The 15,061-nt window shown below is 62.9% G+C and carries 15 protein-coding genes; 10 read left to right on the forward strand and 5 right to left on the reverse strand.

The window, feature by feature from the left end:
• The first annotated feature begins 50 nt into the window (after nucleotides 1-50).
• The 8 genes from ccoG to IAE34_RS07970 all read left to right on the forward strand — a co-directional run bounded on the left by ccoG (nucleotide 51) and on the right by IAE34_RS07970 (nucleotide 8,530).
• Entirely contained in the window at nucleotides 51-1,460 is a 1,410-nt protein-coding gene (gene ccoG / locus IAE34_RS07935; protein ID WP_200138317.1) for a cytochrome c oxidase accessory protein CcoG, read from the forward strand.
• Between the two features lie 17 nt (nucleotides 1,461-1,477).
• Nucleotides 1,478-2,002 carry a FixH family protein gene (locus IAE34_RS07940; protein WP_200138318.1) on the forward strand — a complete coding sequence of 175 codons (525 nt, stop codon included), beginning with the start codon at nucleotides 1,478-1,480 and terminating at the stop codon, nucleotides 2,000-2,002.
• Between the two features lie 124 nt (nucleotides 2,003-2,126).
• Nucleotides 2,127-4,577 (forward strand): heavy metal translocating P-type ATPase, encoded by a 2,451-nt coding sequence (locus tag IAE34_RS07945; protein WP_200138319.1) that lies wholly within the window; start codon nucleotides 2,127-2,129, stop codon nucleotides 4,575-4,577.
• Nucleotides 4,578-4,598: 21 nt separating this feature from the next.
• Nucleotides 4,599-4,814 carry a cbb3-type cytochrome oxidase assembly protein CcoS gene (gene ccoS / locus IAE34_RS07950; RefSeq protein WP_200138320.1) on the forward strand — a complete coding sequence of 72 codons (216 nt, stop codon included), beginning with the start codon at nucleotides 4,599-4,601 and terminating at the stop codon, nucleotides 4,812-4,814.
• On the forward strand, nucleotides 4,807-5,490 hold the full coding sequence (locus IAE34_RS07955; protein WP_200138321.1) for a sulfite exporter TauE/SafE family protein: 684 nt from the start codon (nucleotides 4,807-4,809) through the stop codon (nucleotides 5,488-5,490). The genes ccoS and IAE34_RS07955 overlap by 8 nt, the downstream gene beginning before the upstream one ends.
• Before the next feature lie 145 nt (nucleotides 5,491-5,635).
• Nucleotides 5,636-7,018, forward strand: a complete 1,383-nt coding sequence (gene hemN / locus IAE34_RS07960) for an oxygen-independent coproporphyrinogen III oxidase (RefSeq protein ID WP_200138322.1) — start codon at nucleotides 5,636-5,638, stop codon at nucleotides 7,016-7,018.
• A 176-nt stretch (nucleotides 7,019-7,194) separates the two neighbouring features.
• A complete protein-coding gene (gene fnrA, locus IAE34_RS07965; RefSeq protein ID WP_200138323.1) occupies nucleotides 7,195-7,929 on the forward strand; it encodes a Crp/Fnr family transcriptional regulator FnrA in 735 nt (244 codons plus the stop codon).
• Between the two features lie 52 nt (nucleotides 7,930-7,981).
• Complete coding sequence (locus tag IAE34_RS07970; protein WP_200138324.1) at nucleotides 7,982-8,530, forward strand: adenine phosphoribosyltransferase; 549 nt, start codon at nucleotides 7,982-7,984, stop codon at nucleotides 8,528-8,530.
• Between the two features lie 11 nt (nucleotides 8,531-8,541).
• On the opposite strand, the gene IAE34_RS07975 is transcribed toward IAE34_RS07970, so the two are convergent.
• A complete protein-coding gene (locus IAE34_RS07975; protein WP_200138325.1) occupies nucleotides 8,542-9,465 on the reverse strand; it encodes a class I SAM-dependent methyltransferase in 924 nt (307 codons plus the stop codon).
• Nucleotides 9,466-9,729: 264 nt separating this feature from the next.
• Between IAE34_RS07975 and IAE34_RS07980 the strand changes: the two genes are divergently transcribed.
• Nucleotides 9,730-10,359 carry a DUF1062 domain-containing protein gene (locus IAE34_RS07980; protein WP_200138326.1) on the forward strand — a complete coding sequence of 210 codons (630 nt, stop codon included), beginning with the start codon at nucleotides 9,730-9,732 and terminating at the stop codon, nucleotides 10,357-10,359.
• Nucleotides 10,360-10,404: 45 nt separating this feature from the next.
• Nucleotides 10,405-11,154 (forward strand): thioesterase II family protein, encoded by a 750-nt coding sequence (locus IAE34_RS07985; RefSeq protein WP_200138327.1) that lies wholly within the window; start codon nucleotides 10,405-10,407, stop codon nucleotides 11,152-11,154.
• A gap of 37 nt (nucleotides 11,155-11,191) precedes the next feature.
• Here IAE34_RS07985 and IAE34_RS07990 read toward each other — a convergent pair whose 3' ends face one another.
• Genes IAE34_RS07990 through IAE34_RS08005 form a run of 4 tightly spaced genes read right to left on the reverse strand, consistent with a single transcriptional unit; the run spans nucleotide 11,192 to nucleotide 15,044 of the window.
• Entirely contained in the window at nucleotides 11,192-11,941 is a 750-nt protein-coding gene (locus IAE34_RS07990; RefSeq protein WP_200138328.1) for a creatininase family protein, read from the reverse strand.
• Nucleotides 11,938-12,819: a hypothetical protein gene (locus IAE34_RS07995; RefSeq protein ID WP_200138329.1), complete on the reverse strand. Its 882-nt coding sequence runs from the start codon at nucleotides 12,817-12,819 to the stop codon at nucleotides 11,938-11,940. The genes IAE34_RS07990 and IAE34_RS07995 overlap by 4 nt, the downstream gene beginning before the upstream one ends.
• A gap of 28 nt (nucleotides 12,820-12,847) precedes the next feature.
• On the reverse strand, nucleotides 12,848-13,414 hold the full coding sequence (locus IAE34_RS08000) for a nucleoside 2-deoxyribosyltransferase (RefSeq protein WP_200138330.1): 567 nt from the start codon (nucleotides 13,412-13,414) through the stop codon (nucleotides 12,848-12,850).
• Between the two features lie 4 nt (nucleotides 13,415-13,418).
• A complete protein-coding gene (locus IAE34_RS08005; protein WP_200138331.1) occupies nucleotides 13,419-15,044 on the reverse strand; it encodes an aminotransferase class III-fold pyridoxal phosphate-dependent enzyme in 1,626 nt (541 codons plus the stop codon).
• Nucleotides 15,045-15,061: the final 17 nt, after the last annotated feature.

Consider the following 15,061-nt stretch of genomic DNA (forward strand, 5'->3'; position numbering starts at 1 on the left):
GGCCGGCACGCACTGGCCCGGGCATTTCTCCACTGCCGTGGGATCGAATGATGAGCAAGCAGATACCCGTACATGATGTCACCCCTGCCACCGGAAAGGATTCCGTCGACCTGTATGCTTCCCGGGAAAAGATCTACACCCGCGCCTTCACCGGTGTGTTCCGCAGACTGCGCATGGCCGGTGGGGCCGTGCTGTTGCTGCTGTACTTCGGTACCGTCTGGTTGAACTGGGGCGGTCACCAGGCCGTGTGGTGGAACCTGCCCGAGCGCAAGTTCTACATTTTCGGCGCCACCATCTGGCCGCAGGACTTCATCCTGCTGTCGGGCATCCTGATCGTCGCCGCCTTCGGTCTGTTCTTCATCACCGTTTACGCCGGGCGGGTCTGGTGCGGCTATACCTGCCCGCAAAGCGTGTGGACCTGGATCTTCATGTGGTGCGAGAAGGCCACCGAGGGCGATCGCAACCAGCGCATGAAGCTGGACAAATCGGCGATGAGCGGCGGCAAATTGCTGCGCAAGCTGGCCAAGCACAGCCTGTGGCTGCTGATCGGCCTGGTCACCGGCCTGACCTTCGTCGGCTACTTCGCCCCCATTCGCGAACTGGTGGTAGATTTCTTCACCGGTCAAGCCGACGGCTGGGCGTACTTCTGGGTCGGTTTCTTCACCCTGGCCACCTATGGCAACGCCGGCTGGCTGCGTGAACAGGTGTGCGTGTACATGTGCCCCTACGCGCGTTTCCAGAGCGTGATGTTCGACAAGGACACGCTGATCGTCTCCTACGACCCGCGCCGTGGGGAAACCCGTGGGCCGCGCAAGAAAGGCGTGGATCCCCGCGCCAAGGGTCTGGGCGACTGCATCGACTGCACCCTGTGCGTACAGGTCTGCCCCACCGGCATCGACATCCGCGACGGCTTGCAGATCGAGTGCATCGGCTGTGCGGCGTGCATTGACGCCTGCGATGCGGTGATGGACAAGATGAACTACCCGCGCGGCCTGGTCAGCTACACCACCGAGCACAACCTGTCCGGGCAGAAAACCCACCTGCTGCGCCCGCGCCTGATCGGCTACGCCATCGTGCTGCTGGTGATGATCGGCGCCCTGGCCAGCGCCTTCGCCACCCGTTCGCTGGTTGGGCTGGATGTCAGCAAGGACCGGGTGCTGTACCGCGAGAACGCCCAGGGCCAGATCGAGAACGTGTACAGCCTGAAGGTCATGAACAAGGATCAGCACGACCATGTGTATGTGCTCGATGCCGGTGGTCTGCCGGGGCTGCAACTGACCGCCCAGCGAGAGCTGCGGGTGGCGGCCGGTGACAGCGTCAGCCTGCCGGTGCAATTGTCGATCGCGCCCGAGCAACTGCCGTCGACCACCAACGACATCACCTTCATCCTCAGGGACGCCGACGACAGCGCCACCGAGGTCCAGGCCAAGAGCCGCTTCATCGGCCCACAGATCCGCTGACAGAGAGATAGCGCACCATGATCGCCACCGCCGCCAGCCCCTGGTACAAGCACCTCTGGCCCTGGATCCTGATCGGCATCCTCACCACCTCGGTGTGCCTGAGCCTGACCATGGTCAGCATCGCCGTGCGCAACCCGGACAACCTGGTGAACGACAACTACTACGAGGCCGGCAAAGGCATCAACCGCTCGCTGGACCGCGAGATGCTCGCCCAGGCCCTGAACCTGCACGCCAGCATGAACTTGGACGAGCTGACCGGCGAGGTGCAACTGCAGCTGAGCGGCGACAGCGTGCCGGCCAGCCTGGAGCTGAACCTGATCTCGCCGACCCAGCCGGACAAGGACCGCAAGGTGCGCTTGCTGCGCGTGGATGGCGGGCGCTACGTCGGCCAGATCGACGACAAGGTCGAAGGGCGGCGCTTCGTCGAACTGCTCGGCAGCGAGCAGGGCCAGGTCTGGCGTCTGTTCGAGGAGGAGAAGATCGAGCAAGGCGTCGCTCTGCAGCTAGGCGATGAGGCGCTGCAAGGCGCCCAGGACCGCTGATTGCACAGGCCGCGTCCAGCCGTCCAGCGACGCTGTACGCGCCAGGGCGTGAGCGTGATGATCATCGGCAGGTGCAACTGAACCCGCACCTGCCTTCCCACGATTCGTTCAAGGCACCGACCTGATGACTCAACCCACCCTCTGTTACCACTGCGCCCTGCCCGTCCCGGCGAGCAGCCGCTTCTGCGCCGTGGTGCTGGGTCAGTCGCGAGCATTCTGCTGCCCGGGCTGCCAGGCCGTGGCCGAGGCCATCGTCGCCAGCGGGCTGGAGCAGTACTACCAGCACCGCAGCGACAGCAGCGCCAACCCCCAGGCATTGTCCAGGCTGGTGCCGGAGGAGCTGGCTTTGTACGACCGCAGCGATGTGCAGCAGGGCCTGGTTCACCACCAAGGCGAGTGGGCCGAGGTCGTGCTGATGATCGAGGGCGTCAGCTGCGCAGCCTGTGGCTGGCTCATCGAACATCACCTGGCCCGGCTCGACGGCGTGGCCGAAGTGCGCCTGAACCTGTCGAATCATCGCTTGCAGGTGCGCTGGGACGCGCAGCGCCTGCCGCTGTCACGGGTACTGAAGGCGTTGCGCGGTATCGGCTACGCGGCCCATCCCTATCGACCCGATCAGGCCGCCGAGCAACTGGCGCGAGAGAACCGTACCGCGCTGCGTCGGCTGGGAGTGGCCGGCCTGCTGTGGTTCCAGGCGATGATGGCGACGATGGCCACCTGGCCGGAATTCAATATCGACCTGTCACCCGAACTGCACAGCATCCTGCGCTGGGTGGCGCTGTTTCTCACCACCCCGATCGTGTTCTACAGCTGTGCGCCGTTCTTCAAGGGCGCTGCCCGCGACCTGCGCACCAGGCACATGACCATGGACCTGTCGGTGTCCCTGGCCATCGGCCTGGCCTATGGCGCCGGGATCTGGACGGCGATCACCGGCAGCGGCGAGCTGTACTTCGACACCGTGGGCATGTTCGCCCTGTTCCTGCTCAGCGGCCGCTACCTGGAACGACGCGCTCGCGAGCGCACCGCGGCGGTCACCGCACAACTGGTCAATGTACTGCCCGCTTCCTGCCTGCGCCTGGACCTGTACGGGGCGACCGAGCGCGTGCTGCTATCGGAACTGGCCAAGGGCGATCGGCTGCAGGTGCTGCCTGGCGCGGTCATTCCGGCCGACGGACGCATTCTGGAGGGCCGTTCGAGCGTGGATGAGTCGTTGCTCACCGGCGAGTACCTGCCCCAGGCCCGGCGCGTCGGCGATCCGGTCACCGGCGGCACGCTGAACATCGAAAGCACCCTGGTGGTAGAGGTGCAGGCACTCGGCCAGGACTCGCGACTGTCGGCCATCGTGCGCCTGCTGGAGCGCGCACAGACGGAAAAACCACGCCTGGCACGGCTCGCCGACCGCGCCTCACAATGGTTTCTGCTGCTGAGCCTGATCGCGGCACTGGCCATCGGCCTGTGGTGGTGGCATCTGGATGCCGGGCGGGCGTTCTGGATCGTGCTGGCGATGCTGGTGGCGACCTGTCCCTGCGCCCTGTCGCTGGCCACGCCCACCGCGCTGACCGCCGCCACCGGTACGCTGCACAGTCTCGGCCTGCTGGTGACCCGCGGGCATGTGCTCGAGGGCCTGAACCAGATCGACACGGTGGTGTTCGACAAGACCGGCACGCTCACCGAAGGTCGCCTGGCGCTGCGCAGCGTCCAGCCGCTCGGGCCTTTGTCGGCGCAGCGCTGCCTGGCCCTGGCGGCAGCCCTGGAGAACCGTTCGGAGCATCCCATCGCCCGCGCGTTCGGGCGCAGCGCCGAGCCGGCCGAGCAGGTCGAGGCGGTGCCGGGGCTGGGCCTCGAGGGGCACCTCGGCCAGCAGCGCCTGCGCATCGGCCAGGCCGCGTTCGTCTGCGCCCTGAGCGGTGCCCAGGTGCCAGCGCTACCGGCCGCCGGGGGACAATGGCTGTTGCTGGGCGATCGCCAGGGGCCGCTGGCCTGGTTCGCGCTGGACGATCGGCTGCGCGAAGACGCCGCCGCGCTGCTGGCGGCGTGCAAGGCCCGCGGCTGGCACACCGTCCTGCTGTCGGGCGACAGTTCGCCCATGGTCGCCGAAGTGGCCGCGCAACTGGGGATCGACCAGGCCTGCGGCGGTTTGCGCCCGGATGACAAGCTGGCCCGGCTCAAGGCCTTGCAGGCCCAGGGACGCAAGGTGCTGATGCTCGGCGATGGCGTCAACGACGTCCCGGTACTGGCGGCGGCGGACATCAGCATCGCCATGGGCTCGGCGACGGACCTGGCCAAGACCAGCGCCGATGCAGTGCTGCTGTCCAACCGCCTGCAAGCCGTGGCAGAGGCCTTCGATCTGGCGCGGCGCACTCGGCGCATCATCCTCGAGAACCTGCTGTGGGCGACGCTGTACAATGGCCTGATGCTACCCTTCGCGGCGCTGGGCTGGATCACGCCCGTGTGGGCGGCCGTCGGCATGTCGCTGAGCTCGCTGGTGGTGGTGCTCAACGCCCTGCGCCTGACCCGACTGCCGGCCGCCGCCAAGGCCCGCGTAGCAACGAGACCAGCCGCCCTGGCCACCTGACCGCCTCTGGAGGACACCTTCATGCCCGCGCTGTACATCATGATTCCTGCTGCCCTGCTGCTGGTCGGCGTGGCGCTGTACGTGTTCTTCTGGGCCGTGGACAGCGGCCAGTACGACGACCTCGAAGGCCCGGCCCACAGCATTCTGTTCGACGATCAGGATCCACGCCATCAGGCCGCGATCGAGGCCCGTTCCGCCCCCGCCGCTGCCGACCAGGACCGCCCGCCCCGTGCCTGAACTGCTGCCTTCGATCGCATCCGCACTGGTGTTGGGGCTGCTGGGTGGCGGCCATTGCCTGGGCATGTGCGGCGGCCTGATGGGCGCCCTCACCCTCGCCATCCCACCCGAGCAGCGCAGTCGTCGCCTGCGCCTGCTGGTGGCCTACAACCTCGGTCGCGTGCTCAGCTATGCGGCAGCCGGCCTGTTGCTGGGCCTGGCCGGCTGGGCACTGGCCGGCAGCCCGGCGGTCCAGGCGCTGCGGCTGCTGGCCGCCCTGTTGCTGATCGCCATGGGCTTGTACCTGGCGGGCTGGTGGAGCGGGCTGACCCGCATCGAAGCCCTCGGCCAGGGCCTGTGGCGCCACGTTCGACCGCTCGCCACGCGCCTGCTGCCGGTGTCGAGCCTGCCCCGCGCCCTGCTGCTCGGCGCCCTGTGGGGCTGGCTACCCTGCGGACTGGTGTACAGTACCTTGCTGTGGGCGGCAAGCCAGGGCAACGCCGCCCACAGTGCGCTGCTGATGCTGGCGTTCGGCATCGGCACCTGGCCGGTCCTGCTGGCCACCGGACTGGCTGCCGAGCGCGTTGGCGCCCTGCTGCGCCGACGCCCCGTGCGCGTGGCCGGCGGCCTGCTGGTGATCCTCTTCGGCCTATGGACGCTACCTGGCCCCCACCAGCACTGGCTCATGGGGCATTGAGGCGGTGGTCGGCGGCAGCACGCCGCTGGAATTCGCTGGTGGCGTGCGGCGTGGTGCCAGACGCCGCGCTTGATACAGGTCAAGGCCGCGTCCTACAGACGATTCTAGACTCCGGGCACTGCCGCTCTTCTCGGGGACTGCCCACATGCTCGACGAACTCCACTGGGACCCCGACCTGATCCGTCGCTACGATCTGGCCGGGCCGCGCTACACCTCCTACCCGACCGCCGTGCAACTGCACGCCGAAGTGGGGTCGTTCGACCTGTTGCATGCGCTGCGCGAGAGTCGTCGCGCGGTGCGCCCTTTGTCGCTGTATGTGCACGTGCCGTTCTGCGCCAACATCTGCTACTACTGCGCCTGCAACAAGGTCATCACCAAGGACCGAGCGCGCGCCGCGCCCTACCTGCAGCGCCTGGAACAGGAAATCCAGCTCATCGCCTGCCACCTCGACCCCCGCCAGCGAGTCGAGCAGCTGCATTTCGGCGGCGGCACCCCGACCTTCCTCAGCCACGTGGAACTGCGCCAGCTGATGGCCACCCTGCGCCAGCATTTCAACCTGCTGGATGACGACTCGGGGGACTATGGCATCGAACTGGACCCGCGCGAGGCCGACTGGTCGACCATGGGCCTGCTCCGGGAACTGGGCTTCAACCGCATCAGCCTGGGCGTGCAGGACCTGGATCCGGCGGTGCAACGCGCCATCAACCGCCTGCAGAGCCTGGAACAGACGCGCACCCTGGTCGAAGCGGCGCGCACCCTGCAATTCCGTTCGGTCAACCTGGACCTCATCTATGGCCTGCCGCGGCAAACGCCCGAAGGCTTCGCCCGCACCGTCGAGGAAGTGATACGCCTGCAGCCGGACCGCCTGTCGGTCTTCAACTACGCGCATCTGCCGGAACGTTTCCTGCCCCAGCGGCGCATCGACGCCAGCGAGCTGCCTGCTCCGGCGCTCAAGCTGGAGATGCTGCACACCACCATCGAGCAGCTCGGCGCCGCGGGCTACCGCTACATCGGCATGGATCACTTCGCCCTGCCCGACGACGAGCTGGCCATCGCCCAGGAGGAAGGCACGCTGCAACGCAACTTCCAGGGCTACACCACCCATGGTCATTGCGACCTGGTCGGGCTCGGGGTCTCGGCCATCAGCCAGATCGGCGACCTGTACTGCCAGAACAGCAGCGACCTGAACACCTACCAGGACGCCCTGTCCAGCGCTCAGCTGGCGACCCAGCGCGGCCTCGTGTGCAATCAGGACGACCGCCTGCGCCGCGCGGTGATCCAGCAACTGATCTGCCACTGCGCGCTGGACTTCGAAGCGATCGAGCAGGCCTTCACCATCGATTTTCGTGGTTACTTCAAGTTGGAGTGGCCGCAACTGCTAGTGATGCAGCGCGACGGGCTGATCGCGCTCGATGACCGCGGCATTCGCGTGCTGCCGGCCGGACGCCTGCTGGTGCGCTCGGTATGCATGGTGTTCGATGCCTATCTGGCGCTACAGAACCGACAGCGGTTTTCCCGCGTGATCTAGGCGAAACGATGGACCACAGGACGGTCCAGTGAGCGAGGCACACCATGGAGGGAAAAGGGCTCGCGCCTTGGCGAAGAGCCTTGCGCCGGCCGCACCAAAGAAGTGCGGCTAGCCTCCAGGCGACCCGTAGGTTAACCTTACGGCTTATGTGTGCTTTTTTCACAAGGATCGAAGAAATGTCCGAGCCAGTCAAACTGCGCCCCCACGGTCAGGCCCATTGCAAGGATTGCAGCCTGGCCCCCCTGTGCCTGCCCCTGTCACTGAATCTCGAAGACATGGACGCACTGGACGAGATCGTCAAACGCGGGCGCCCGCTCAAGAAAGGCGAGTTCCTGTTCCGCCAGGGCGACAATTTCGGCTCGGTGTACGCGGTGCGCTCGGGTGCGCTGAAGACCTTCAGCCTGAGCGACGCCGGCGAAGAACAGATCACCGGTTTCCATCTGCCCAGCGAGCTGGTCGGGCTCTCGGGCATGGACACCGAAGCCTATCCGGTGTCGGCCCAGGCCCAGGAGACTACCTCGGTCTGCGAAATTCCCTTCGAGCGCCTGGACGAGCTGTCGGTGCAGCTGCCACAGCTGCGTCGTCAACTGATGCGGGTGATGAGCCGGGAAATCCGCGACGACCAGCAGATGATGCTGCTGCTGTCGAAAAAAACCGCCGACGAGCGCATCGCCACCTTCCTGGTCAATCTGTCTGCGCGCTTTCGCGCCCGTGGCTATTCGGCCAACCAGTTCCGCCTAAGCATGTCGCGTAACGAAATCGGCAACTACCTCGGCCTGGCGGTGGAAACCGTGTCTCGCGTGTTCACCCGGTTCCAGCACAATGGCCTGCTCAAGGCCGAGGGCAAGGAAGTGCACATTCTCGACCCGATCCAGCTGTGCGCATTGGCCGGAGGCGCAATGGACACCTGAGGCGTGCGGCGCGGGGTATACTGCCGGCTTGCTTTCACAGGATATCCGCCTCATGCACAGCGACACCTTCGACCTCAAAGCCCTGATCCGCCCGGTGGTGGACTTTCCCAAGCCGGGCGTGATCTTCCGTGACATCACGCCGCTGTTCCAGTCTCCGCGTGGGTTGCGCTACGTCGCCGATCAGTTCATCGAGCGCTATGTGGAGGCTGACTTCAGCCACATCGGCGCCATGGACGCCCGGGGCTTTCTGATCGGCTCGATCATCGCCCACCAGCTGAACAAGCCGCTGATCCTGTTCCGCAAGCAGGGCAAGCTGCCCGCCGACGTGTTGTCCGAAGGCTACCAGACCGAGTACGGCGAAGCGTTTCTGGAGGTGCATGCCGACAGCCTGTGCGATGGCGACTCGGTGCTGATCTTCGACGACCTGATCGCCACCGGCGGCACCCTGCTGGCCGCTGTGAACCTGGTGCGTCGCACCGGCGCCAAGGTGTTCGAGGCGGCGGCGATCATCGACCTGCCCGAGCTCGAGGGCTCGCGCCGCCTGCAAGCCACGGGCGTGCCGACCTTCTGCCTGACCGAGTTTTCCCTTTCCGAGTACTGAGCCGTCCGCGCTCACGCCTGCCGGCGGAACACCAGCGCCTTGAGCCCGCCCTGCGGATCGGCGTCGGGAAACTCCGGCGGGTTCTCAAGCCGCTCGCTGTACAGCAGTTCCGGCGCCTGCTCGCGCATGCCGTCGATGAGAAAATCCGGGCCGATGGCCGGGTCGTTGACACAGGCCAGTACCGTCCCTCCAGCACTGAGCAACTCGGGCAAGCGCCGCAGAACCTTGGCGTAGTCCTGGGTCAGCACGAAGCTGCCCCGCTGGAAGGTCGGCGGGTCGATGATGATCATGTCGTAAGGCCCGTACTTGCGCACCTTGCCCCAGGATTTGAACAACTCGTGACCCAGATAGGCGACACGTGAAGCGTCGTGTCCGTTGAGGCGATGATTCTCGCGGCCACGTGACAGCGCCGACTTGGCCATGTCCAGGTTGACCACCTGCTGCGCGCCCCCGGCGATCGCCGCGACGGAGAACCCGCAGGTGTAGGCGAACAGATTCAGTACCCGCTTGCCGGCGGCCTGCTCGCGCACCCAGCGTCGACCGTAGCGCATGTCGAGAAACAGCCCGTTGTTCCGCCGAACCCCAAGATCCAGCAGGTACTTCAGGCCGTCTTCGACCACCTCGCGCTGCTGGCAGGGCTCGCCGATCAACCATTGGCCTGGACTGTCGGGCAGGTAGCGGTGCTGCAGCAGGATCGCACTGCCTGTCCACTGCGGGGATTTGGCAAGGGCATTGAGCATCGACTCGAGTTCTGCCAGTTGCGCAGCGGCCGGTTCGCGAAACAGGGCGACCAGCAGCACGCCTTGCACCCAATCCACCGTGATCTGCTCCAGGCCTGGCCAGCAACGGCCACGACCATGGAACAAGCGGCGGGTTTCAGAGGGGACGGCGACCGTGAGCAAATGTTGCTCAAGTATAGACAGGGGGTTAGGCATGGGTTTTGGAGGGATCAAAATGGCTATCTTACCGTCGATACCAAGTAAGCGATACCTCGTGTGGCAGGATCGCAAGCAGTAGACCATCCGAATGCATGGAAAACTGTTACAGACACACAAACTCAAACTTCGCGAATAACCTATATGTAAGATATAGCCTACACACATGTTACTCGGTATTTCGGCCCCTCAATTTACCTCCATTGCTTGATTAAAATCTGAACACCGCTATATTCTTTAACTCTCCACCCAAAGGATCAATCCATGACAAACGGACATGTCACATGGTTGATATCGCCAATCGGCTATCAATCAATCACCAAACGTTGCCCCTGCTGCGAAATCAAGAAACTGTTTTTCCCCGCTGGCACCTTCCGCGTCAATGCCCAGAAGAAAATCCTTGATGTCTGGAATATCTACAAATGTGAGAAGTGTGACTACACGTGGAACATCGACGTTTTATCGCGCATCAAAACGGGAAAAATCGATCCAGAACTGCATCAGCGTTTCATTCATAACAATCTTGATGAAGTTCGTCGTTACGCCTATGACTACCCACTGCTCAAGCGTAATCAGGCCGAACTGGGTCCCTCGCCCGAATATGAAATCAAAGGGCCGTCACCCTACACTTATCGCGATTCCAGCCTCCTCGACATCACCATCGAGTTCGAGTACCGAATCGCTGTACGCCTTATAAACATCCTCACGCGCAAGCTGTGCTTGAATCGACGTCAAGTCATGCACTTGATCGAGGAGCACGCGCTCCTGGATGTCACCGCCAACGATCTGAACCGCAAACTCAAGATGCCAAGAACATTTCGCCTGGATCTGGCTCGCTTGTATGCATTGGACTTGCCGCTCACTACGCGACCTGAACAAGCGGTGACACTTTGATGGCTCATCTCAGCGATTGCCCGAGGACGCAAGAGGCCTGCCCCCATGTTATTCACTACCCCGCCCGATCCCGATAAGTTGAACGTGTTGTGTTTCCCGTACGCGGGTGGCAACGCCGACTTCTACAATCGCTGGAACCCACGACTACCCGATGACATCTGCTTCCACGCCGTGCAACTTCCCGGCAGAGGAAAACACATCGAACTTCCTCTGATCGGAACCATGGAGTTGCTCATCACACTGCTCATGGATGAGCTAACGCTTTTTCGCCACTGCCGGGTGGCGCTTCTAGGTACCAGCATGGGCGGGTGGATTGCCTTCCAGCTGGCTCAGCACCTGCAGATGGCAGGACATTGCGTACAACCGCAATGCCTGATTCTCTGCTCCACTGCACATCCCGACTACCGCGTCCATCTACCCGACCTCAGCGGCCTGGACAGAGCCAGCGCGATCGAACGGCTGGGTATCTTCAACCCTGGCTGCCTGAGCGTTCTCGGCAATCCGGAACTTGCAGACATCTTCTTACCCATTCTCAGGGCTGATCTGAACCTGTGTCGTCGGTGGCGTTTTCAAGCTCGGCCGGTGCTCAGTTGCGACATGCTCGCTTACCACGGAGCGTCGGATCGGATCGTCGACTATGCCATGATGCCTGCTTGGTCAACGCTGACTCGCGGTGTATTCACCCTCGACCGGGTACACGGCGATCACTTCTTTACCGAACGACCGGAGCAGAGTTTTCTCGAACATCTGAAAAAAAACCTCACCGCGCTGCACTCCCCATTGGCCATCACCTGAGAAGACACGCCGGCTTAACCACCGGCGTGCCTTGCGATCATCCTCTTGCGTCCATTACCCCCACCTTGATCTGCTCCCGGACGTGCTCGAACAACGAAACGCCAATCTCAGCGCTCGCGGTCGAGGTCATTGCCAACACGCCCTGATTGCTGGCGTCATCACGTAAAGGCAACTGATAGACACCGGCCCTGGGAGGTCGATCATGGTCGGGTCGTTCTGCGCGCACCAATTCAGGGTGCAAGTGCAGCATCAGGCTGGTTTCGGTGATGCCGGCATGCTCGGCATGCCAACCCGGGAACTCTGGCAGATGCTCCTGGACCCACTCCGGCCTGACCATGCTCCACCAACTGAAGGCGAGCACCGAACGTCCCTGCAGTGCCCCGCCCTGACGCATCTGGTCCAGCGCCTCGAAAATGAAACCTTCGTTCTCGTAATGACCATTGATGATTACCAGCTGTCGATAGGGCAACCCACTCAAGCTACGCAGTGTCTGCCCAATGAAGTCAATGAAGGTTCCACCCTCGACGAACACGGTGCCAGGAAACTGCAATCCTCCTCCGCTCTGCGGTAGAGACCGTACAGAGATAGGCAGTAGCGGCAACAGCAGCCCCTGTACGTCCACGCTCAACGCCTCGGCGAACGCTTGAGGAATCAAGGCATCGACGTTCAGTGGCAAGTGAGGACCATGCTGCTCCAGTCCGCCAATGGGCCAGACCAACACTTTGCCCCTCACCGCCTCATGCACCTGAGTGCTGGTCAGGTCGCTGAACAGCGTCACCGCACTCATGCCGTCACCTCGCGACGTGAGGTCTCACAGCGTTCGGCAAACTCTGAGCAGATGGACTGCAATGTGCCGAACATGTCCTGATGCAGCGCAGAGTAGACCTGTACGGTTTGCGCGCCGACCATGAGATATTCGTGCACATCACGGCCCCTCCCCACCCCACCACAGCCCATGATAGGCAATTCGAATCCCTGACGACGCAGGTCGTGAATGGCCGCCAGCACCAGCGGCTTGATACCTGAGCCTGAATAGCCGCATACACCGCCGAGCATCACACGCTGCCCCTGCTCGTCGAAGGCCAGCCCGCTGAGCGAGTCACTCAGCGTTATAGCCTGAGCCCCCGCGCGTTGCGCGCTGCGAGCCCGCTCGATGAGACCGGGCCCCAGCGCCAGCTTCACTGAAAACGGCGCAGTGGTTCGTCCGCGTACAGCCCGCGCGTAGGCTTCGACACGCTCGGGAGTGTCGTCATCGACGTCGTCGGCATGCAGGCACGAGATACCCAACTCCAGAGGACAGTCACTGACCTGCGCCACTTGAGCCGCCAGTTCGCCCAACGCCTCGGCGGTCCTGGCATGAATCGACGCAATGACGGGCAAGCCGTCCCGCCTGAATTCGCTCAGCACCACCAGCCAGTCAGCTACCGAGCGCTTGGAATACGTGGTGTTGTTCAGCAGCCCGGTTTCGATCACATGAATCTGCTCGGCGTGCGTCTTCTGGCAGTCGGGAAAAATGGTTTTTGTCACCACCGCCGCTGCACCGTGGGCCAGTAGCTGGCGAATGTTCCGGGGCTGATCCGATAGCAGCCCCGAACCCACGATCAGGGGTGATTTCAAATGCAGGCCCAGAATTTCATAGGTTCCGCTATGCACTGTAGTCTTCATCCGTGATTACCTGTTAGGTGAGGGGTCTTCAGGCAGGCTCCAACTGTGAACGTCGTTCCAGCAAACCCTCGATGATTCCAGCCAGTTGCCACGGGTTGGTACGCAGTTCCTCGATGTCGAGCTTTTCAACCCGGCAGATCTGTTCGAGCCCTTTGAGCAGATGGCTGGCATTGGCCACGATCGGCAGTTGCGTCACCAGCACGATTGGACGGCGCAAGGCGCAGGCCCAACCCAATTCGATGTGCGTGCCGTCCGTGCGCAGCAGATCCTGTCCCGAAAGCACCGGTAGAATCGGCATGAATACATCGCATTCCTGCATCCAGGCAAAGTCTCGTCTGGACACCTGTTCAGGGGTAAAAGCGGGTGTATCGAGCCCGAAACGCTCAGCGGCATGGGCGGAGAGCACTCGACCGTTCATTGCGCTCACTGCCTCAGTAGCCTGTTCGATGGTCTCCTTCAGCAGTTCGTGAAAACCATCCTGGCGAATGGCGAACTGGATAGGCCCCCCGATGAACACTTTCAGATTGTTCAGTGGCATGACAACGCTCCATGTTGAAGATAAGGTTCCTTGGGCACCCAAGGGCAGGTGAAACAATGCATCAGATCATCGCGTGCGCCCGCAGCTCCTTGAGGCTGTCGACGAACGCTTGATACACCTGGTCCAGATCACGGTCCTCATGTGCTGCGCTGATGAACCAGCAACGCCACTCCCAGATGTACACGTTGCGCAACAGCAGGTTGTAATACAGAAGGTCCATGTTTTCGCGATGCACCAGCCGCATGAATGAGGCAAAACTGCGTGCTTCGATCGCCACGCCGTAGTCGGCGAACAACCTATTCAGGCGACCCGCGAATGCTTGCATACGCTCGGTTAGTCTTTCGGTGAACGCTGTGCCGAGAAGCCTGACCTGCTGGAGCGATGCTCGCGCAGTGGCCATTGCAAGAGGATGCTGAAAGAATGTCCCGCCGAAGAAGGTAGGCTCCACAGCAGGGAAGCTGGCATCACCGTAGCGCCACAGGCCACCGTCGATGGCGTCCAGCGTGTTGGCACGCCCGGCCACAACGCCTAATGGCAGACCACCGCCTATGGTCTTGCCATAGGTGACGATGTCAGCCTCGATGCCATAGAGCCCCTGCACGCCCGCTGGATGTGCCCGGAAACCTGTAACGATTTCATCGAACACCAAGAGCGCACCACTGGCAGTACACGCTTCGCGCAACGCTCGAAGGTAGTGAGGGTCCGCCAGCCCCGGATCTCGGGTAGGTACTGGCTCGATCAACACCGCCGCAATTCGCTCGCCTTGTCGCGCGATGAAATCGAGCGCAGCCTGGGAGGCGAATTCGAATACCGACACATCCGCTACCATGCCCTCGGGAATACCGACGGAGACCGGCGCACTGATACCTGAGGGCCCGGCACTGGCAAGCACGGCGTCCCAGTGCCCATGATAACTGCTGGAAAATAGCACTACGTGGTTGCGCTGCGTCGCCGCCCTCGCTGCGCGCACCGCATTCATGATTGCCTCGGTGCCGCTGTTGACGAATGCCACACGCTCCATGCCCGTTATTTCGCAGATCAGCTGCGCCACCTCCAATGCCGTTGCGTTACGCGTGCCCAGTCCATAGGTCTGTTCGAGCTGATCGTGCAGCGCCTGATTGATGAATGCAGGTGAATGGCCAAACAGATGCGTGCCGAAGCCCATCGTCATGTCCACATACTCATTGCCATCCAGGTCACGGACCCTGGCGTCCCTGAACTCGGTGCACACCAGCGGATACAGCATCTCCTTGGTCGACCCTTTGAACCCGATACCCGAACGACTATCGGCGATCCGCTGGCGAACCTGCTCGGCATGGAGCTTGGACTGGCCCGTACGCTGGACATACCGTGGCACCAACTCATCGAGGTAACGCTGGCGAGCCTGCGACTCGACAGGATCGGCACTGCGCCGCATCCAGTTGAAGCCCTTGGCAGCCTGACCTGGGGCCTGGGCCTGCAGATGGTCGTGCAATTGCCGGATGGTCTGCAGCTCGGCGAAGAATTGCTTCACCGACAGCTTCACCCCGAACTGATGCTGGATCGGCGCCAGCACCTCGAACAACTGCAATGAATCCGCGCCGATTTCGGTCAATGGGGCGTCCATGTCGAGCTCGTCGGCAGGAAGGCCGAAAGCTTGCGCAAAGACTTCCACCAATTCCTGTTCCCTGCTCTGCGTACTTTGCATGATTGACTCTCTCCTTG

The sequence above is a fragment of the Pseudomonas sp. S30 genome, assembly GCF_016518545.1.
Classification (GTDB): domain Bacteria; phylum Pseudomonadota; class Gammaproteobacteria; order Pseudomonadales; family Pseudomonadaceae; genus Aquipseudomonas.